The 19,877-nt window shown below is 72.7% G+C and carries 15 protein-coding genes; 8 read left to right on the forward strand and 7 right to left on the reverse strand.

What is annotated here, in order from left to right:
- Nucleotides 1-49: 49 nt before the first annotated feature.
- Nucleotides 50-1,192, forward strand: a complete 1,143-nt coding sequence (locus JKJ07_RS34075; RefSeq protein WP_202996063.1) for an MFS transporter — start codon at nucleotides 50-52, stop codon at nucleotides 1,190-1,192.
- Here the strand turns inward: JKJ07_RS34075 and JKJ07_RS34080 are convergent.
- The 3 genes from JKJ07_RS34080 to JKJ07_RS34090 form a co-directional block, all read right to left on the reverse strand.
- Nucleotides 1,165-2,619, reverse strand: coding sequence for an RtcB family protein (locus tag JKJ07_RS34080; RefSeq protein ID WP_202996064.1), 1,455 nt, complete (start codon nucleotides 2,617-2,619; stop codon nucleotides 1,165-1,167). The two genes, JKJ07_RS34075 and JKJ07_RS34080, sit on opposite strands and share 28 nt — an antisense overlap.
- Before the next feature lie 36 nt (nucleotides 2,620-2,655).
- Nucleotides 2,656-3,498 (reverse strand): alpha/beta fold hydrolase, encoded by an 843-nt coding sequence (locus JKJ07_RS34085; RefSeq protein WP_202996065.1) that lies wholly within the window; start codon nucleotides 3,496-3,498, stop codon nucleotides 2,656-2,658.
- A 107-nt stretch (nucleotides 3,499-3,605) separates the two neighbouring features.
- On the reverse strand, nucleotides 3,606-3,893 hold the full coding sequence (locus JKJ07_RS34090) for a DUF1905 domain-containing protein (protein WP_202996066.1): 288 nt from the start codon (nucleotides 3,891-3,893) through the stop codon (nucleotides 3,606-3,608).
- A gap of 64 nt (nucleotides 3,894-3,957) precedes the next feature.
- Here JKJ07_RS34090 and JKJ07_RS34095 point away from each other — a divergent pair, with 64 nt between their 5' ends.
- From JKJ07_RS34095 to JKJ07_RS34105, 3 genes are all read left to right on the forward strand, one after another.
- On the forward strand, nucleotides 3,958-4,560 hold the full coding sequence (locus JKJ07_RS34095; RefSeq protein ID WP_202996067.1) for a DUF6416 domain-containing protein: 603 nt from the start codon (nucleotides 3,958-3,960) through the stop codon (nucleotides 4,558-4,560).
- A 70-nt stretch (nucleotides 4,561-4,630) separates the two neighbouring features.
- Nucleotides 4,631-6,067 carry a glycoside hydrolase family 76 protein gene (locus JKJ07_RS34100; RefSeq protein WP_202996068.1) on the forward strand — a complete coding sequence of 479 codons (1,437 nt, stop codon included), beginning with the start codon at nucleotides 4,631-4,633 and terminating at the stop codon, nucleotides 6,065-6,067.
- Nucleotides 6,068-6,297: 230 nt separating this feature from the next.
- Nucleotides 6,298-7,440: an endonuclease gene (locus JKJ07_RS34105; protein ID WP_202996069.1), complete on the forward strand. Its 1,143-nt coding sequence runs from the start codon at nucleotides 6,298-6,300 to the stop codon at nucleotides 7,438-7,440.
- A 277-nt stretch (nucleotides 7,441-7,717) separates the two neighbouring features.
- On the opposite strand, the gene JKJ07_RS34110 is transcribed toward JKJ07_RS34105, so the two are convergent.
- Entirely contained in the window at nucleotides 7,718-9,322 is a 1,605-nt protein-coding gene (locus tag JKJ07_RS34110; RefSeq protein ID WP_202996070.1) for a methyl-accepting chemotaxis protein, read from the reverse strand.
- Between the two features lie 104 nt (nucleotides 9,323-9,426).
- Here JKJ07_RS34110 and JKJ07_RS34115 point away from each other — a divergent pair, with 104 nt between their 5' ends.
- Complete coding sequence (locus tag JKJ07_RS34115; RefSeq protein ID WP_307834548.1) at nucleotides 9,427-14,529, forward strand: diguanylate cyclase; 5,103 nt, start codon at nucleotides 9,427-9,429, stop codon at nucleotides 14,527-14,529.
- On the opposite strand, the gene JKJ07_RS34120 is transcribed toward JKJ07_RS34115, so the two are convergent.
- Nucleotides 14,526-15,134, reverse strand: coding sequence for a TetR/AcrR family transcriptional regulator (locus tag JKJ07_RS34120; RefSeq protein ID WP_202996072.1), 609 nt, complete (start codon nucleotides 15,132-15,134; stop codon nucleotides 14,526-14,528). The genes JKJ07_RS34115 and JKJ07_RS34120 overlap by 4 nt on opposite strands.
- A gap of 167 nt (nucleotides 15,135-15,301) precedes the next feature.
- Here JKJ07_RS34120 and JKJ07_RS34125 point away from each other — a divergent pair, with 167 nt between their 5' ends.
- Entirely contained in the window at nucleotides 15,302-16,237 is a 936-nt protein-coding gene (locus JKJ07_RS34125; RefSeq protein ID WP_307834549.1) for a glutamate-cysteine ligase family protein, read from the forward strand.
- Here JKJ07_RS34125 and JKJ07_RS34130 read toward each other — a convergent pair.
- Together JKJ07_RS34130 and JKJ07_RS34135 are read right to left on the reverse strand one after the other, a co-directional pair.
- Nucleotides 16,218-16,655, reverse strand: coding sequence for a CBS domain-containing protein (locus JKJ07_RS34130; RefSeq protein ID WP_202996074.1), 438 nt, complete (start codon nucleotides 16,653-16,655; stop codon nucleotides 16,218-16,220). The genes JKJ07_RS34125 and JKJ07_RS34130 overlap by 20 nt on opposite strands.
- 102 nt (nucleotides 16,656-16,757) lie before the next feature.
- Nucleotides 16,758-17,285 (reverse strand): CGNR zinc finger domain-containing protein, encoded by a 528-nt coding sequence (locus JKJ07_RS34135; RefSeq protein WP_202996075.1) that lies wholly within the window; start codon nucleotides 17,283-17,285, stop codon nucleotides 16,758-16,760.
- A gap of 47 nt (nucleotides 17,286-17,332) precedes the next feature.
- Between JKJ07_RS34135 and JKJ07_RS34140 the strand changes: the two genes are divergently transcribed.
- Together JKJ07_RS34140 and JKJ07_RS34145 are read left to right on the forward strand one after the other, a co-directional pair.
- Nucleotides 17,333-18,115: a TSUP family transporter gene (locus JKJ07_RS34140; protein ID WP_438871460.1), complete on the forward strand. Its 783-nt coding sequence runs from the start codon at nucleotides 17,333-17,335 to the stop codon at nucleotides 18,113-18,115.
- A gap of 92 nt (nucleotides 18,116-18,207) precedes the next feature.
- Complete coding sequence (locus tag JKJ07_RS34145) at nucleotides 18,208-19,842, forward strand: methyl-accepting chemotaxis protein (protein ID WP_202996076.1); 1,635 nt, start codon at nucleotides 18,208-18,210, stop codon at nucleotides 19,840-19,842.
- The last annotated feature ends 35 nt before the right edge of the window (nucleotides 19,843-19,877 follow it).

Genomic DNA, 19,877 nt, shown 5'->3' on the forward strand with positions numbered 1-19,877 from the left:
GTAACCGCAGGCACTCCCTCATCCGCCGCGCCCTTCCTACGCTCACCGAATGGATCACTCCGGCTCGAAGCGCTGGCTAGTCCCCTCGGCAGCTCTGCTCTGGGGCTTGCAGTTCGCCCTGCTCAACCCGGCCCTGGCGATCCTCCTGGTCGACGTCTTCCACGCCGGCGCCGCCCAGGTCGGCCTGGTGCTGGCGATCTACAACGCGAGCGGCTTCCTCGCCTCCCTGGCCCTGCCCGCGTACGCCGACCGCCGGCGCGACTACCTCGGCCCCATGCTCGCCTGCGCCGTCCTCACCCTCGCGCTGGCCGGCGCGCTCGCCCTGACCACGTCGCTGCCGGTTGCGGTGTGCGCCCTCGTCGCGTTCGGCGGCCCGGCCGGGGTCGGCAGCTCGCTGCTGTTCGCCCAGCTCAAGCACAGCGGAGCCGCCCCCGGCGACGTCGTGCGGACCCGGGCCGTCGTCTCCTTCGCGTGGGTGGCCGGGCCCCCGCTGGCCACCCTGGTCATCGCCGCGTACGGGGCCCGCGCCGTGCTGGCCGTCCTGGCCGCGGTCGCCGTCCTGACCACCTTCACCACGGCCGCGATAGGCCGCCGCCCCCACCAGGCCGACGAGCCCGGCGAGAGCCCGCGCCCGGCGGGAGCCGGCCGCATCGCCACGATCCTGGTCGTCTTCACCGCCCTGCAGGCCACCAACAGCGCCGTCGTGGCGATCATGACCCTGTTCGTCACCGACCGGATGCACCTCGGCGTGACCTGGGCCGGAATCACCCTCGGCGTCGCCGCGGCGCTGGAGATCCCCGCCCTGCTGGCCATCGGCCGGTTGAGCCGCCGCTTCTCCTCGTCGTGGCTCATCGCCTCCGGCTGCCTCGCGGGCATCGCGTATTACACCGCCATGGCGTACGCGACCGGCCCGGCGATGCTGATCGGCCTGCAGCTGCTCAACGCCTGGTTCTTCGCCGCCGTCGCCGGCATCGGCCTGACCCTCTTCCAGGAGCTGATCCCACCCCCGGGCCTCGCCTCCGGCCTCTACGTCAACACCCGCCGCGTCGGCGCCATCGTCTCGGGCCCGATCATCAGCCTCGGCTCGTCGACCAGCCACGGCTACGGTGGCGTGTTCCTGCTCTGCGCCGTGCTCACCGCGGCCGCCTTGGCGACGCTCGCGGTTCAGCCCTTGACGGTGAGGAGTGGCTGAAGTTCCACCACCGGCTCGGCCACCCCGGCCGTGCGGAGGGTGTCGACGACCGGCCCGACCTCCTTGTACGCCCAGGGCGCCTCCTGCTTGAGGTCGCGCCGCCAGGCCTCGAGGATGTCGCGCCGCCCGGTCACCGCCGGGTCGCGGTGGTTCAACGGCGTGACCACGCGGAACTCGCGCAGGAAGGCGTCGAGCTCGGCATCACTGCCCCGGGAGGCCGCGCCCCGGGGGATGCTGCGCCCGGCCCCGTGGCAGGCGCTCTGCAGGGAACGGGTGTTGCCGAGCCCGCGCAGCAGATAGCTCGGCGCGCCCATCGAGCCGGGCACGATGACCGGCTCGCCGAGCAGGTCCGGGGTCTCACCGCCGGCCGGGGTGGCGCCCTTGCGGTGCACGACCGTCCCGTCCGCGCCCGGCCACATCAGGTTGTGCGGGGCGTCGTAGATCAGTTGGGCGTCGAGCTCACCGGCGACCGCGGCCAGACCCGTACGCAGCATCGAGGCCAGGAAGAACCGGTTGCCCACGGCGAAGTTGGCCGCGTTGTTGAAGGTGGTCAGATAGCGGTCGGACTGCGGGCCGAGCAGCATCGGCAGGATCCGGTTCGCCGGCATCGGCACGGAACGGGGCCACGCGGCCCGGGCCAGGGCTTGGCCGGTGGCGTTCGCCTGATGGCCCAGCGACAGCGAGCCGCTGTGCACCATCAGCACCACCCGGCCGGGGCTCAACCCCCACTCGTACGCGGCCCGGCCGTCGAGAATCGCCGAGACGTACTGCAACTCGGCGAAGTGGTTGCCGCCGCCGACGCTGCCGATGATGCTGTCGTAGCTCGTCCCGCCGCCGCTCTCGATCCAGTCGCCGAAGTCGGCTGCGGACTCGGCCGGGTAGCCCGCCGAGTGCAGCCGCTCATCAGCCGACACACCCGCCGGTACGCCCTCGGCCAGCAGCCCCGGCAGCCCGTAGCGGAGCAACCCCTCCCGGTGGGCCGGGGTCAGGCCGATCCGGCGGCCGCCCTCGAAGAACAGGTGGCGCAGCCGCTGCTCGAGGCTGTCCAGATGCGGGCGCACCTGATCCACCGTCAGGGAGGTGGCCTCGACCCGCATCCCGCAGTTGATGTCGTTGCCGACCGCCTGCGGCACCAGGGCGCCGGTCGTCCGCAGCACCGTGCCGATCGGGATGCCCGCTCCCTTGTGGAAGTCGGGGGTGCACACCACCCGGTCGACGTGCGGCTCAGCGTCCAGCCCCGGGGTCGCCGCGGCCAGCGCCTCGAGCGTCTGCGCGGTCTGCAGGACGGTCAGCAATTCGTCGATCGCGGCCGGCTCGATCGGCACGCCGGGCCCGGCGCAGATCTCGACCGGCACGTCGTACGGGTTGGGCAGCGTGAGCCAGGAGTCGCCGGTGCGTACGAGGCGACGGTCTTGCCGTGGGGACACGAGGACGAGGACCCTTTCTGGAGTGGCCCGGCCACTTTAGGCGTCCTGAACGCGTCCCGCGATCGCTTTTCCGGCGGCCTCGTGGAACAGCATCGTCACGTGGTTGGCCGCGATCCGTTCGGCGGTCAGCCGGGGCAGCCGGGCCTTTCCGATCTCGAGCCCGCGGTCGCTGATGAAGGGCTTGGCCGAGTCGTCGCCGTCGTGCTCGGCCAGGATCACGTGGACGGGCACGTCGAGGCTCGCGAGCTGCGGCAGCGTCGGCGCCCCGGCCAGGGTGTCGACGGCGTCGTCGATCAGCCGGGGCAGGTCGACGCGGGGGCGGCCGGCCTCGTCGAGCAGGTACGCCGCCCACTGCTCGAGCCGCGGGCGCAGGTCGGGGCGCAGCGCGACGGCCCGGCCCTCCACCTGGTCGACGAATGTCGAGGCGTCGGGGAACGTACGGGTCAGCGGCCGCGTCCACAGGGTCCACAGCGCCCGCACGATCGGGCGCCGGGTGGTCCACCGGGGCTCGGGCAGCACCCCGCCGTCGAGCAGCACCAACGCCCGTACGCGGTCGGCCAGCTTCGCCGCGACCAGGGGCGCGAGGTAGCCGCCCATCGAGTGCCCGACGAGGATGACGTCGTCGAGCCCGCACTCGTCGGCCACCCGCACCACCTCGGCGGCATGCCCGGCCAGGCCGGGGGCTGCTCTGGTGCTCATCGAGCCACCGCGGCCGGGCAGATCGGGGGCGATCACCCGGGTGTCCGGCAACGAGGACGCGAGTGCCCGCCACACCTCCGAGGTGTTGGTCAGCCCGTGCAGGGCCAGCACGGCCGGCCCGGTCGCCTCGGGGTTCCAGTCGGCACACGTCAGCCCGGCGATCTCGCGGCGTTCGGTCACGCGGGCGACCCTACTGCCCGCACGCACGCACGAGGTTTCCGGGAGCTGTCTTTTCCGGACGCACTCCGTCCGGAATGGCCCCTACGGTGAGGCGATGACCGACATGATCAAGCAGCGACGGTCAGGCGGATGGTGACGGTGTCACCGATGTCGAGGCCTTCGCTGCGGCGGACGGCGGCCTTGAGCGGCACGATGTAGCCGCCGTTCTTGGGCCAGAGCGACGTGGTGAACTCGGCCCGGCCCACGTGCACGGTCACCGGGATCATTCCCCACCCGTACGTGACCAGGGCCGCGGCCGATTCGATGGCGGCGCACTCCGGCTCGGGCACGGCGACGAAGTGATGCGGTGCGGGGCCGCGCCAGTAGTAGATCTCCCCCGAGAACTCCAGCTCCATGGCGACACCTTAGAACCCCGGCCAAAGTCCTCAGCCGTCCTCGGCGCCGGCCGATGGTTCCGCCATGTCTCTTCGTTCACGTCAGCTGGCCGCGCAGCGCATCAAGCCGGGCCGGCCCCGTCCGTACACGGTCTTCGGCCTGGTCACCGCGGACGCCGCGGGCCGGTCGCAGCTGCTGGTCGCCGGCGTGGCCGAGGGGTTCGTCGGCTGGGTGGACACGACCGAGTTCTCGGGCGACGGCCGGTACGAGCGCTTCGCGCATCAGGTCCGGGCCCTCTCGGTGGAAGCGGCCGAGGCGGATGCGCACGCCTACGTGGCGGCGCAGCAGGCGGGGCCGGAGTTCACGGCCTGGCAGCCGGCGGACCAGGAGCTGTACAACGAGGTGGTCTACCGCCGGCTCACCCCGAGAGCCCGCGCCATCTTCGCGGTTCTGGCCGCCCAGCCGGGGACGCCGTTCAGCGGCGAGCGGCTCGCCGCGCTGACCGGGATGAAGAACCTCAACAGCGTGGCCGGCTCGCTGTCGTGGCCCCGCACCTACTGCGGCGAGGCGGGCCGGATCCAGTGCTGGTGGTTCACCGACGGCGCGCGCACGGAGTATTCGTTCGACGTCGTGCACGCCGAGCTGTTTCTGACCGCCGCCGGCGCACGGCTGGCCCTGGCCGCGTGAGGGTTGCCCGAAGGGGCACGCTTTTTCGTCACATATTGACGTACGTAAATCAGTCGGGTTTGTTAACACTATGACGATCCGGCGGCTGGCAGTCGTGGTGGTTCTGGCCTCGACGGCACTTGTGCAGGTGCAGACGGCGAGCGCGGCCCAGGCCGCCACGATCTGCAATCGCTATTGCGACGGCCGGGACGCGGGGCTGGCCCCAGCGGACCGGGTCCCGGTCAGCACGACGCTCTACGGGCGGTCGTTCAAGCTGCACGTCAACGACACCGACGCGATGGCCTGGGGTTCCGTCGAGAACGGGCAGGCCGGCGACGAGGTGTGGCTGGACCGCTCGTTCGACGGCGGGCGCGGCTGGGGTGACAACAGCCGGCTCGGGGCCACCAGGACTCCCGCCGGGTCGGCCGGATGGCGTACGGGGCAATTCAACGTCGACGACTGGGGAAGCAACGGCGTCGGGGTGCTGCGGGCCTGCGGCAAAGCCGGGGACCGGCCCGAGATCGTGTGCACCGCGTGGGCGCGCAGCAACTGGAACGCGTGGGACCGGCGTACGGCGGCCGCCACCGCGTTGATGATGCGGTTCGACCGCGGAACCGGGCTCTTCGACACCAACGGCTGGTGGACCGGCGCCAATGCCTTGACCGCGATCGTCGACAACATCAAGCGCAGCGGGATGCGCAGCTATCAATACGCGATCGCATCCACGTATGACAAGAATGTGAACGCGCGGCAGGGCCAGTTCCGCAACGAGTTCCTCGACGACACCGGCTGGTGGGGCCTGGCCTGGGTGAACGCGTACGACGTGACGGGCGACAGCCGCTATTTGAACACCGCCCGCGCCGACGCCGACTGGATGCACAGCTATTGGGACACGCGCTGCGGCGGCGGCATCTATTGGAAGACCGATCGGGCCAGCAAGAACGCCATTCAGAACAGCCTCTACATTCAGCTCAACGCCGCTCTGAGCCAGCGGATCGGCGGCGACACCGTCTATCGGCAGCGCGCGCAGGCCGGCTGGGCCTGGTTCAAGACGACCGGCATGCTCAACAGCGAGAACCTGGTCAACGACGGCATCAACATGACCACGTGCCGCAACAACGGGGACGTGACCTGGACGTACAACCAGGGGGTGCTGATCAACGCGCTGGTCCAGCTGAACAAGCTGACCGGGGACGCGGACGCCCTGGCCACCGCCCGGCGGATCGGCGACGCGCTCACGGCCAGCGGTTATCTGTCGCCGGGCGGGATCATGCGCGAGCCCAACGAGCCCGACACGTGCGCGGGCGACGGGGTGTCGTTCAAGGGCGCCGCCGTACGGGGTCTGGGTGCGCTCAACGCCGCGACCGGGGGCGCGTACAACGCCTACCTGCAGCGCAACGCCGACAGCGCCTACGCCAACGACCGCAACAGCATCGACGCGTACGGGTCGCACTGGGCCGGGCCGTGGCGCAGCACCAACCACAGCTGCCAGCACAGCGCGCTGGATTTGTTGAACGCCGCGCCGTAGGCCTGTTTCATAACTGGGGTGGGAGCGAGGCCGGGTCCAGATTTCGTCTGGTGGTGGCCCGCGGAAGCCTGGCTCCCGGTGTTGGAACCTGGCTTCCGCGGGACGCCGCCAGGCGGGATCTGGGCTCTGCCGCAGCCCCGCCTCAGTTATGAAACAGGCCTTCGCTCGTTAGGCGTATGACAAATCCGATATGGCCTGCCGGACACCTCAGGACACATAGGCTCTCGACTATGTCCGAGCCTGAGCGCTACCGGCGCATTGCTCTGTTCGCGGCGCCGATGATCGCCGCCGTATTCCTGACGGTGCCCGCGGGCGCCGCCGCCACGCTGACGGTCGCGCAGGCGATCAGCAGCCAGAGCGGCACCGGCACGGTGACCGGCTACGTGGTCGGCGAGCCGACCGCCACCAACACCGTACGGACCAGCGGCTTCACCGGCGACACGGCGCTGGCCCTGGCCGACAGCCGAAGCGAGACCTCGACCGCGCGCATGCTGTACGTGCAGATCACCAGCTCCTACCGGTCGTCGTTCGGCCTGCTCAGCAACCCCGGCCGGGTCGGCACGACGATCACGGTGACCGGCAGCCTGACCGCGTACTTCTCGCACCCGGGCCTGAAGTCGCCGACGGCCATGACCGCGGGGGGAACGACCACCCCGCCGACCACTCCGCCGCCCACCGGTGGCACCGACGCCTACTACGCGGCGGCGGCCGGCAAGAGCGGCGAGAGCCTGAAGACCGCCCTGCACGGGATCATCTCCAGCGGCGTGACGAAGCTGTCGTACGACGGGGTCTGGAACGCCCTCAAGGTGACCGACCAGGACCCGGCCAACTCGGCCAACGTCAAGCTGTTCTACTCCGGCCTGAGCCGGTCGAAGTCGCTCAACGGCGGCGACCAGGGCGACTGGAACCGCGAGCACGTGTGGGCGCAGTCGCACGGTGACTTCGGCACCAGCGCCGGGCCCGGCACCGACCTGCACCACCTGCGGCCCGAGGACGTGGCGGTCAACGGCGCCCGCGGCAACAAGGACTTCGACAACGGCGGCAGCGCGGTCTCGGGCGCCCCCGGCAACTACACCGACAGCAACTCGTGGGAGCCCCGGGCCGCGGTCAAGGGCGACGTGGCCCGCATGATCTTCTACATGGCCGTGCGCTACGAGGGCGGCGACTCCTACCCCGACCTCGAGGTCGACGACGCCACGAGCAGCGGCACGGCCCCGCGCATGGGCCGTGTGTCCGCCCTGCTGGCGTGGAACGCGGCCGACCCGCCGGACGCTGCCGAACGGGCCCGCAACCAGACGATCTACGCCACCTACCAGCACAATCGCAATCCGTTCATCGACCACCCGGAGTGGGCCGCGTCGATCTTCGGCTGATCGGTAAGTGAGTACTCACAAACCGGCCTGCCGCGATTGGTAAGTGAGTACTCACAAACTGGCCGGGCCCAGCAGGTAAGTGAGTACTCACAAACTGGCCGGGCCCAGCACGTAAGTGAGTACTCACAAACCGGCCAGGCCCCAACAGGTAAGTAAGCACTCACAAACCGGCCGGGCCCAGCACGTAAGTGAGTACTCACAAACCGGCCAGGCCCCAACAGGTAAGTAAGCACTCACAAACCGGCCGGGCCCAGCAGGTAAGTGAGTACTCACTACGTCAGACCGTGAATCGGTTCACCGCGGCGCGCAGGCGGTCGGCGAGGGCGTTCACCTCGCCGGCCGCTCGCGTCGCCTCGGCGACCGACTCCCGGCTGGTGGCGGTGCTCTGGGCGACCGCCGAGATGCCGCGGGCGATGTCGTTGGCCCCGTCCGCGGCCTCGCTGACGCCGCGGTTCATCTCGGTCGTGGTGGCGCTCTGTTCCTCCACGGCCGAGGCGATCGTGGTCTGGTAGTCGCTGATCTGCTGGATGATCTGGCTGATCCCGTCGATCGCGGCGACCGCCTCGCCGGTGTCGCTCTGGATCGCGATGATCCGCTGGGAGATCTCCTCGGTGGCCCGGGCCGTCTCCTGGGCCAGGTCCTTCACCTCACTCGCCACCACCGCGAAGCCCTTGCCCAGCTCGCCCGCGCGGGCCGCCTCGATGGTGGCGTTCAGGGCGAGCAGGTTGGTCTGGGCGGCGATGGCCTGGATCGTGCCGATCACGCTGCCGATCTCGGCCGACGAGTCGCCGAGCCGGTTGATCGTGGCGCTGGTGTCGCGGGCCGCGGTGACCGCGCCGGCGGCGACCCCGGCCGCGTCCGCGGCGTTGCGCGAGATCTCCGAGATCGAGGCGCCCATCTGCTCGGCCCCCGCGGCCACGGTCTGCACGTTGCCGGAGACTCCCCCGGCGGTGCCCGCCACGCGGTCGGCCTGCTCGTACGCGTTGAGCACGGCCCCGTCGATCTGCCCGCTCACCCGGTACAGGGTGTCGGCGGCCCCGGCCAGCGCGCGGGCGTCGTCGCTGATCGTGACGACCGTGACCCGTACGCCCTCGGCCGCCGCCTCCGCGGCCCGGGCCATGTCGCCGACCTCGTCGCGGGACGGGTCGCCGACCCGCACCGACAGGTCGCCGTCGGCCAGGCCGCGCAGCGCCAGCATCACGCGCCCGATCGGGGCGGTCAGGCTGCGGGTCACCATCGCGGTCAGGAGCACGGCGGCCAGGGCGGCCAGCAGGAACCCGATGATCATGGCGGTGCGCGCGTCGGAGGCGGAGTTCTGGGCGTCCTCGGCGGTCTGGTCGGTGCGGTCGGTCACCGACTTCACGAGCTGGTCGGTCAGCTGCACGACCTTGAAGTAGATGTCGTAGCCGGGGCCGAGGACGATCGCGTTGCCGGCGTCGATCCGGTTGGCGGCGAAGGCGGCCACGGCCTGGTTGTCGGCCTCGAAATACTTCGTCCACTGCTCGGTGAGCTGCGCGAACAGGGTCCGCTCGGCGTCGGTCATGAGGTCCGTACGGGTGGCCGACAGCAGCGTGCGGAGCTCACCGGCCGAGGCCAGGAAGCCGGCCCGGTTGTCGCTGCTCGGGTCGGCCGCCTTGACCGCGCCGATCCGGTACGCGTCCCAGGCGTAGGCGACCTGCCAGCCCGAGATGTCGGCGTCGCGGAACTTCTGCTCGTCCACCTGATGCATCAGCACCTGCAGGTCGCGCAGCCGCTGGGCCGAGTCGGACTGCCGGTGCAGCGCCACCACGCCGATCCCGACCACCACGCCGAGCAGCGCCAGCACCACCGCGAAGGACACCGCCAACCGGGTCCGGATGCGAAACCGCCGTACGAATGTCATGTTCCGCCCCCCGCTGACGCCGCTTGTCTCCCTACTCCCCATCGGCGGCGTACGAGGTCTTCTGAGTGGGTCAGAAATCGGGTAGGTCTGCCGAACAGGGATTTGTGACGCTGTCCGGGTTCGACGTGCGGGCCGAACTGGGCCGCGGCGCGTTCACGACCGTGCATCAGGTCGAGCACGACGGCAGCCTGTACGCGCTCAAACGCCCCATGCCCTCCGCGGCCGGCGACTCCGGGCTGCTGGCGTCGTTCCGGCGCGAGGCGGCCCTGCTCGCCTGCGTCGACGACCCCGGCGTGGCCCGCATCTTCGCGGCCGGGCTGGTCGACGGCGAACCCGCGCTCGTGCTCGAGCACCTGCCCGGCGGCTCGCTGGCCGACCTGCTCGGCGGCGGCCCGCTGCCCCAGGAGCGGGTGGTCGAGCTGGCCGCCCAGCTGACCCGCGGGCTGGCCGCCGCGCACCGGGTCGGGCTGGTGCACCGCGACGTGAAGCCGGGCAACGTCATGGTCTCGCCGGGGCATCCGGCCAAGCTGATCGACTTCGGGCTGGCGCTGCTGGGCGACGGCGACGGGGACGCCGACCAGGCCGTGGGCACGTTCCTCTACACCTCGCCCGAGCAGTCAGGCCTGCTCAAGCGGCCGGTGGACGGCCGTTCCGACCTGTATTCGCTGGGTGTGGTGCTGTTCGAGTGCCTGACCGGGCGGCTGCCGTTCGAGGCGGCCGACGTCGGCGAGCTGCTGCGCCAGCACCTGGTGGCCCCCGTCCCCGAGCTCCCGGGCGTGCACCCGGCGCTGGCCGCCGTGGTCCACCGGCTGCTGGCCAAGGATCCCGACGACCGCTATCCCGGCCCGGCGGCGCTGCTGGCCGACCTGCGGGCCTGCCCGGGCGGCGCGGCCGCGGCAGAACCCGCCGCCGTACGCTGGCCGCTCGCCGGACGCGACGCCCAGCGCGAGCAGCTCGCCCGGCGGTGGGAGCGGGCCCGCGACGGGCACGGCGGGGTGGTCGTGATCCGCGGCGCGGCCGGATCGGGCCGCAGCCGCCTGGCCGAGGAGGTCGCCGAGCGGGCGGCCGGCTGCCCGGTGCTGACCGCCCCGGCCGACCCCGAGGCGCCGCTGCCGATGGCCTCCTTGCGCGGCGCGATCGACGGCTACCTGCAGACCGTACGGTGGCTGCCCGAGCCCGAGCGGGAGGCCACCGAGCAGCGCCTGCGCGACGCCGCCGCGGCGGCCGGGCCCGCGCTGGCCGCCCGGCTCTCCCCCCGCCTGGCCGAGATGATCGGGGCGGCCCCCGACGAGGGCCGCGACGAGCTCGTGCTGGCCGCGGCGGCCGCCTTCCTGGGTGACCTGGCCCGGCGCTCGGGCGGCCTGTTGCTGATCATCGACGACGCCCACTGGGTCGGCCCGGCCACCCGGGAGGTGCTGACCCGGCTCGTGCCCGACCTGCCGCGGCTGCCGCTGCTCGTGGTGCTGACCGAGCAGGCCGGTGAGCCGGGCTCGGCGGTGCCGGCCGACCTCGAGCTGGACTGCGAGCCGCTCGGGCCGGCCGCCGTGGGCGAGCTGATCGCCTCCCGGCTGCCCGGGGCGCGGGTCCCGGCCGAGCTGACCGCCCACGTCGCCGACCGCACCGGCGGCAACCCGTTCGCCGTGGTGGCCTATCTGTGGCGGCTGATCGACGCCGGCCTGCTCAGCCCGCTGTGGGGCGAGTGGTGGTTCGACGAGGCCGGCGCCCGCGCGCTGCCCGCCGCCGAGGACGTCCGCGAGCTGCTCGCGAGCCGGCTGGCCGACCTGCCCGGCGAGGTCCGCGAGGTGCTGGTGCTGGCCGCGGTGGTCGGCGCCCGGTTCCGCGACGAGACGCTGACCGCGGCCGGGCTGCCCGGCGACCAGGTGGTGGCCGCGGTGGCCGCCGCGCTCGACCGGCGCGTGCTGGAGACCCGGGCCGACGGCTCGTACGCCTTCATCCACCCCCTGCTGCGCGAGGAACTGCTGGCCCCGGTGCCCGAGAATCGGCAGCGCCAACTGCACGCCGCGGTGGCCGAGGCCCTCGAAAGCCGGCCCGAGGCGCTGCGCGACACCCGGCACGTCTACGCCGTCGCCCGCCACCACCAGCGCGCCGGTGACGAGATCCCGGCCGAGCGGCGCCGCCGCAGCGCGTTCGCGGCCGGCGTGGCCGCCCTCGACGATCAGGCCCCGGAGGAGGCGCTCGGCTATCTGCGCGAGGCCGTCGACGGGGATCCGGCGCCGCCCACCGCGGTGCTGCACCCGCTCGCCGTGGCCTATCTGCGGGCGGGCCGCATCGACGAGTCGCTCGCCACCATCCGGCGGGCGCTGGCCGGTGAGCCCGACCGGCGAGCCCGGGCCCGGCTGCTCACGACCGAGATCGAGGCCCACCACACCGTCTGGCAGGACTCGCAGGCACTGGACGCCACCTCGCGGGCGCTCGGCGAGCTGCGCCGGCCGCTGCCCGCCCGCCGCCTGCCCCTGCTGCTGACCACGCTGGGCATCGCGCTGGCGGGGGCGTTCGTCCGTCGTACGGGCTGGGGGTCGGGAACCGCGAAGGGCCGGCGCCGGGAGGATCTGGCCGCGCTGGGCGCCGTCCTCGACGCCGGGGGTTACGCCGCGGCGATCGGGCTCCGGCTGCGCGAGGCCCTGCTGCTCGCCATGCGCGCCATGTTCGCGGTCAACCGGCTCGGCCCCTGCCCCGAGTACGTGCGGGTGTACGCGCTGGCCGGCTACGTGACCACGGTCGTCAAGCTGCGCGGGATCGGCGGCCGTTGCCTGGACCGGGCGGCCCGGGTGGCCGCCCGGCTGGGCGATCCCGGGCTGGGCGCGTACGTCGAGTGGATGCGCGGCTGCGCGATGCTGTTCAGCGGTCAGGACGACGGCACCGCCTGGGTCGAGACGATGACGCGCAACCTGCGCTGGTACCGCCCGGCCCAGATGCTCGTCGGCCACTCCGCCATCGGCATGCGCCGGGTGCTGCGCGGCTACCTGCACGACGCCCGCACCGAGTACGAACGCGGGCTGGCCGTCCTGGCCAACCCGGCCGACGCGCTGGGCACCTCGTTCAGCATGCTCGGCGTCCTGATCCCGGCGATCCAGGGCCGGCCCGGCGACGCCGCCAAGGTGCTGGCCGACATGCGTGCGGCCTGTCCACCGGCGACCGCCACGGTCGCGCAGCGCGTCAACATCGCGGTCTCGGCCGCCTGCGCCGCCGTCGAGGAGGGCGAGTTCGGCGAGCGCTTCGACGCCATCGTCGCGGAGTTCCACGGCCTCGGCCTGCGCACCCGCGACCTGATGCAGCAGCACAAGTGGTTCTACGCGTTCCAGTCGCACGGCCGGATGGCCCAGTTGCGCCTGGCCGCCGACGAGCAGCGGCCGGCCGCGCTGGCCCGGGCCCGGGCCGCGGTGGCGGACCTGCGAAAGGTGCGGCGCAGCTCTCCGCTGATGGACTGCGCCTATCTGATCGGCGAGGCCGCCCTGGCTCAGCTGGGCGGCGACGCCGGCAAGGCGATCGACTGGACCGACAAGGCCGAGCGGATCGCCCGCCGGTTCGACTCCCCGCTCGTGCACTTCGAGGTGGCCCGGTTCCGCGCCCGCGCGTTCCGGCAGCTCGGCCTGGGCGCCGAGTCCGACCGCAACGCCAAGTGGGCCCTCTCGCTGGCCACCCAGTACGGCTGGGAGCTGCGCCGGCGGCAGGTGCGCGCCGAGTTCGGCGCGGACGACGGCGGCGCGACCGGACGCCGTACGGTGGTCGGCCGGCGCTCCGAGGGCGGTCGCAGCCGCCGGCTCGAGGCCCTGCAGGAGGTCGGCGCGGCGGCGGCCAACGTGCTCGACCCGCGGCAGATGGCCCGGGTCACGCTGGACGAGATGCTGCGGATCCTCGGCGCCGAGCGGGCCCTGTTCTTCCTGCTCGACGACGCGGGCGAGCCGGTGCCCTACGCCGGGCGGGGCGCCGACGGGGCCGACCTGACCGAGACCACCGCGTACGGCACCACGCTCGTGCGCCGGGTCGCCGCCGAGGGCGAGGCGCTGGTGCTGACCGGCACCGAACAGGGCGCGGCGCTGGGCTCGCAGAGCGCGGTCGTGCACGGCCTGCGCAGCATCCTGGTCGTGCCGGTGCGGTTCAAGGGCAAGACGCTCGGCGTGCTCTATCTGGACAGCCGGATGGCCCGGGGCATCTTCACCGAGGACGACGTCGAGGTGCTGATCGCGATGAGCAGCCACCTGGCCACCTCGCTCGAGACCGCCCGCGCGGCCCAGCTGCACCTGGCCGTGCAGACCGCCCGGCAGCAGCAGGCGTTCGCCGAGACGCTGCGGGCCAGCCTGGCCGAGCTGAGCAGCATCCACGACCCGGCCCAGCTGTTGCGGCAGCTCTTCGCGACGCTCAGCACCCAGCTCGGCGCCACCGCCGGGTGCCTGCTGGGCGCGGACGACACCGGGATCGTCGCCGTCGCCGGCACGGCGACCGGCGATCTGATCGGCACGCGTCCCGACATCGCGGTTCCGGGCCTGGCCCCGATGCTCGTCGACGACCCCCGCGTGCTCTGCACGGACGTCGTGCTGGCCGTCCCGCTGCAGCACCGCGAGGGCCGGGCCGGGGTGGCGCTGCTGGGCGGGACCGGTTTCGACGACACGGCCCGCAAGGTGGCGGCGGCGCTGGCGTTCCAGGGCATGGCCGCCTACGACAACGCGCGCCTGTTCAGCCGGGTGCAGGAGCTGGCCACCACCGACGAGCTGACCGGCCAGCACAACCGGCGGCACTTCTACGCGATCGCGGGGGCGCTGGTCGAGGCGGCGGCGCGCGGCGGGCGGTCGCTGGCGGCGGTGATGCTCGACATCGACAAGTTCAAGGGCATCAACGACACGTACGGGCATGGGGTCGGCGACGAGGTGATCCGCGAGGTGGCCACGCGGATCCGGACGAGCATCCGGCAGTCCGACGTGCTCGGCCGCTACGGCGGCGAGGAGTTCGCGGTGGTGCTGCCCGACCACGCCGCCGACGACGCCGCCCCGGCCGACCTGGCCGAGCGCATGCGGGTCGCGGTGGCCGAGACGCCGGTGCCGACCCGGGCCGGCCCGATCCCGGTCACCATCAGCGTCGGCGTGGCCCCGCTCGCGGCGGGCGACAGCCTCGACCAGGTGCTGGCCCGCGCCGACCACGCGCTCTACCGGGCCAAGGAGACCGGCCGCAACCGGGTCGTGCTGGCTTAGGCCGTTGCCGTCTGCAGGGAGCGCCACGGCGTGAGGCAGTGGTCGACCAGGGCGAGCTGGCAGTCGCGGCCGGCCGCGGGCGCGGCCAGCACGGCGTGCACCTGCTGGCCGATCGCCACCGAGAGCAGCACGTCGGCCAGGCTGGCGACGGGCACGTCGGGGCGCAGCTCGCCGTCCTCGACGGCCTCGGTCAAGTGGCGGCGCACCAGGTCGCCCCAGCGGGCCAGCGCCTCGGTGGCGTCCGGGCCGGGGGTGCGGCTGACCGCCAGCCGGCCCCAGAATCCGATCATCACCTCGGCCTCGTCGCGGGTCTCGCCGCTGAGCGGCAGGATCTCGCCCAGCGTGGCGTCGATGGCGGCCAGGCCGCGCCGGCCCTGGGCGGCGGCCGCGATGCGCACGTCGACCTGTTCGAGGACGCGCTGGCAGGCCGCCGAGACGACCGAGTCGAGACTGTCGAAGTAGTGCCAGAGCGCCCCCGCGCCCACGCCGAGCTCGGCCGCGATGGCCCGGCTGCCCGCGCCCGCGAGACCCTCGCGCGCCACGACGGTCAGGAAAGCACCGACGATCTCGGACCGCCGCCGCTCGTGGTCAACAATCTTCGGCAACCCTTTGCCTCGTCTCTTCCGATTTTGGAGGCGCACGCATACCCCTTCCCCCGGCCCTTACACCTCCGGGCAGAACGAACTCGGCCGAACGGGCAATGCCTACCACGCAGATAGGAATGCTATGCTCCTGCGGTTCCCGGCCCGACCGCACTGGAGCGAGGCGCCTTGTGACACCCCTGGACGAGCGGATCGCCGCCCTGCTGCTGGCCGAGCACGCGTTCGCGCCGGCCACGCCCGGGTTCGTGGGCGTCACCGTCGAGCTGCCGGCCGCCCTCACCGGGCGCCACCAGCTGCGGCACGGCTTCCTGAGCCCCCGCTCGCCGGGCACGGCCGCGCTGAGCGGCCCGCCCTCCCCCGGTCTCGAGGCCGGCATCGCCCGCATGGCCGACGACCTCGACGCCGCGACGTCCCTGGTCGGCGAGGTCACGCCGGGCGGCGTCCGGGTGGCGCTGGAGGCGGGCCTCGAGGGCGGCGGCCCGCTCGGCCTGACCCGCCGCTGGGCCCTGGCCGCCACGCTGGCCCCCGTGCTGGCGGCCGCGTTCGCCAACTCCCCCTCGCCGGAGGGCTGGCGCAGCACCCGCCAGGCCCGCCACCGCGGCCTGCCTGTGCTGCGCGCCGTCAGCGACCCGCGCCGGGCCTGGGCAGCCTACGTGCTGGAGCAGCCCGGCCGCGGCGGTCCCGGGCTGGCCGGCCTGGCCCGGCACGTCGACGCGCTGCGCCCGCCGGTGGCCGCGCGCGGGCATCTCGAGATCGACGTCGCCGACCGGCAGCCCCGCGACGGCTGGCGGGTGGTGGTCGCGGTGACGGCCGTGCTGCTGGACGACCCCCGGGCCGCCGCCGCGGTCGAAGAGATCACGGCGCCGCTGGCCGCCGAGCCCGCCCTGTGGGAGCGAGCGGCCCGCGACGCGCTCAGCGACCCGGTGCTGGCCGCCGCCGCCCGGGCGTGCTTCGTCGAGGCGTACGGCACCCTGGCCCGCCACGGCGCCCGCCGCGACCTGCGGGATCAGGTCGCGGAGTTTACCGAGCGCTACGTGATGCGCGGCCGCTGCCCGGCCGACGACGTGCTCGACGCCGGCGCCGGCTTCAGGCCCGTTCCCCGGTGATGTATTCCTCGAGGCTCGTCCGCTCGTGCTCGAGCTCGTCGATGCGGAACTTGACCACGTCGCCGATGCTGACGACCCCCTGCAGCCGGTCGTCCTCGATCACCGGCACGTGACGGAACCGCCGCTCGGTCATCAGCCGCTCGACGTCCTCGAGCGCCGCGTCGCGCACCACCGACCGCACCTGCGTGGTCGCGATCGCCGTCACCGGCTCGGTCAGCACCGCCGCGCCCCGGGCGGCCAGCGCCCGCACGATGTCGCGCTCACTGACGATGCCCTCGACCCGCCCGCCGTCCCCGGCCACGATCACCGCACCGATCTTGTGCTCGGCCAGCACGGCCAGCAGCTCGGTCACATCGCTCTCGGGTGACACCGTCACCACTCGCTCGCCCTTGACCCGGAGAATGTCGCTGATCCGCATGTCGTCGCCTCTCCCGTCCCAGAGATCCGCCGGAGCAAACCCGCACGGGACCTCGCAGCGCCGCGGGGCATATGCCTACTTGCCGTCATTCCGCTCCCGATGTCAAGAGCCGGCAGCCGTACGGGCGCGGTGGCGGCGGACGGCGTCGCGGTTACCGCAGGCTGGGGAGCAGTACGTTTGTTTGCCCGTACGGCTGAAGTCGGCGTACGGCGTGGTGCAGCCGACGGCGGCGCAGCGGCCCAGGCGGTGCATGCCGCGGCCGGCCAGGTGCAGGGCCGTGCCGACGCTGATCAGGGTGCGCAGCAGCGAGGCCAGCGGCTGGGCGGGGTCGCGGTAGTGGATGTGCCAGCCGTCCTCGGCGTGGTTCGTCAGGCGGGGGTAGGCCGACGCGAAGCGGAGCAGGTCGTTGAGGCGGGCGGCCCGCTCGTCGTGGTCGGTGGCGTCGATCACTGTGAGCCACTCCGCGAGGAACTCGGCGGTCGCCGCGCGGTCATACTTCGTCACCGGCAGCTCGATGACCAGGTCGTACGCCAGACAACGGACCACCATCGCGTCGTCGGTGGGCGGCGGGTCGGTGATCAGCGAGAGTGCGAGCCGCACGGCATCCTCGCCGTAAGGGTTGAGATGCATAAAGGCATTACAGCAGGATAGGCGGCGATCTTGAAGGGGTTGTCGCCTTGGAATGGCTGTATGGCTTGGAATGGCAGCACGTCGCGCTGCTGCTGGTGATCGCGGCCGCGGCCGGGTGGGTCGACGCCGTGGTCGGCGGGGGCGGGCTCGTGCTGGTGCCGGCGCTGATGCTGGGGCTGCCGGGCATGTCGCCGGTGACCGCGCTCGGCACCAACAAGGTGGCCAGCATCTGCGGCACGACGTCGGCCGCGATCACGTACGCCCGGCGCACGAAGATCGATTGGCGGATCGCCGGTCCGGCGGCCGGGCTGGCCGTGGTGTTCTCGGGCCTCGGCGCGCTGGCCGCCTCGCACATCCCGGCCCAGTATTTCCGCCCGGCCGTGATGGTGCTGTTGCTGCTGGTGCTGGCGTTCGTCGTGGCCCGGCCGCAGTTCGGCGTCGTCACCGCCGAGACCGAGCGGACGCTGCGCCGCCGGGTCGCCACCGTGCTGCTGGCGGGCACGGCGATCGCGTTCTACGACGGCGTCTTCGGCCCCGGCACCGGCACGTTCCTGATCATCGCGTTCACCGCGCTGCTCGGCCTCGACTTCGTGGCCAGCTCGGCCACCGCCAAGATCCTGAACGCCGGTACGAACCTCGGCGCGCTGCTGGTGTTCGCGGCCGGCGGGCACGTGCTGTGGAAGCTGGGCCTGGCCATGGCGGTCTGCAACATCGTCGGAGCCCGGTTCGGCGCGCGTACGGCCCTCAAGCGCGGCGCCGGCTTCGTCCGCGGCGTGCTCGTGGTCGTCGTGGTCGCGATGGTGGCCCGCCTCGCGGCCCAATACTTCTGATCGATCGCGAACTTGCCGATATCCACCCATTACACGAGAACCGTTCGCGATAGTGGGGAGGTCAGCGGGTTTCGCACGGGACGGAGAGCGACATGAGCGTGCTTGCGCTCAGCGAGCCGGTAACGGAGTCGGGGACCAGTCGGCGCTCCTTCGACGATCTCAGCGTCAAGGTCAAGGTGCTGGCAGCGGTGGCGGCCGCGGCAGTCGTGGCCCTGATCGTCGGGATCATGGGGCTGACCGCTCTCAGCAGCGCGAGCGACTCCGCCCAACTGATCTACAGCAGCAACGTGGCCAGCATGAAGGCGGCCGGCCAGATCCGCGCGACTATCACCGAGGCCCGGCTCGACACGGCCAACCAGGCCCTCTCCGTCGACCAGGCCGGCACCGACAAGTTCGAGCAGGCCTTCGAGGAGGACCGGCAGGGCTTCGGGGACGCGATGAAGGCATATCGCAACAGCCAGCCGGCCGGGGATCCCGCCGTCATCGACGAGCTGCAGAGCCAGTGGGACGCCTACGTCGAACTCGTCGAGACCAAGCTGCTCCCGGCCGGGCGGGCCAACCAGCTCACCCGGTGGGCCACCCTGCGGGACAACGAGGTCATGCCGTTGATCGACAAGGCGTACGCCAACATGAGCACCCTGGACGCCGCGGAGGACGCGAACGCCGCCGCCAACGCGAGCGCCGCCCGGTCCGGTTTCGAGACCAACCGCGCCTGGTCGATCGGTGTCCTGGTCGTCGGCATCCTGCTCGCGCTCGGGCTCGGGTTCTGGGTGGCGCAGCGCATCGTCGGCTCGCTGGGCAAGGTGACAGTGGTCTGCGACAGCCTGGCCGACGGCGACCTCACCCGCAGCTCCGGCCTGACCAGCGCCGACGAGCCGGGCCGGATGGGCCGCTCGCTCGACACCGCGATGGCCCGGCTGCGCGCGACGGTCCAGACGATCGAGGCGTCTGCGGCGTCGCTGGCCGGCGCGTCCGACCGGATGACCGACACCGCCACCCACATCGCCTCCTCGGCCGAGCAGACCTCCGTGCAGGCGCAGGCCGTGTCGGCCGCCGCCGAGCAGGTGTCGCGCAGCGTCGACAGCGTCTCGGCCGGCGGCGAGCAGATGGGCGCGTCGATCCGGGAGATCTCGCAGAACGCGGCCGAGGCGGCCCGGGTCGCGGCCGAGGCCGTCAGCGTCACCGCCACCACCTCGGCCACCATGGGCAAGCTGGGCGAGTCGTCGGCCGAGATCGGCAACGTGATCAAGACCATCACCGCGATCGCCGAGCAGACCAACCTGCTCGCGCTCAACGCCACCATCGAGGCGGCCCGCGCGGGCGACGCGGGCAAGGGCTTCGCCGTGGTCGCGTCCGAGGTCAAGGACCTGGCGCAGGAGACGGCCCGGGCCACCGAGGACATCTCGAAGCGGGTCGAGGCCATTCAGGCCGACACCAGCGGCGCGGTCATGGCGATCGAGGAGATCTCGCTGGTGATCGAGCGGATCAGCGACTTCCAGACGACCATCGCCTCGGCCGTCGAGGAGCAGACGGCGACCACGGCCGAGATGAACCGCAGCGTCACCGAGGCGGCCCACGGCTCGGGCGAGATCGCCTCCAACATCACCGGCGTCGCCGAGGCCGCGCGGCTGACCAGCGAGGGGGTCAGCGAGACCCAGGAGGCGACGGCGGAGCTGGCCCGCATGTCGTCCGAGCTCCGCAGCGTCGTCTCGGCCTTCCGCGTCTGAGTCCGCCGGAGTAACGTCGGGAAAGCTGGTTCCGG

Origin of the sequence: Paractinoplanes lichenicola (assembly GCF_016785085.1) — a bacterium.
GTDB classification, from domain to species: Bacteria; Actinomycetota; Actinomycetes; order Mycobacteriales; family Micromonosporaceae; genus Actinoplanes; species Actinoplanes lichenicola.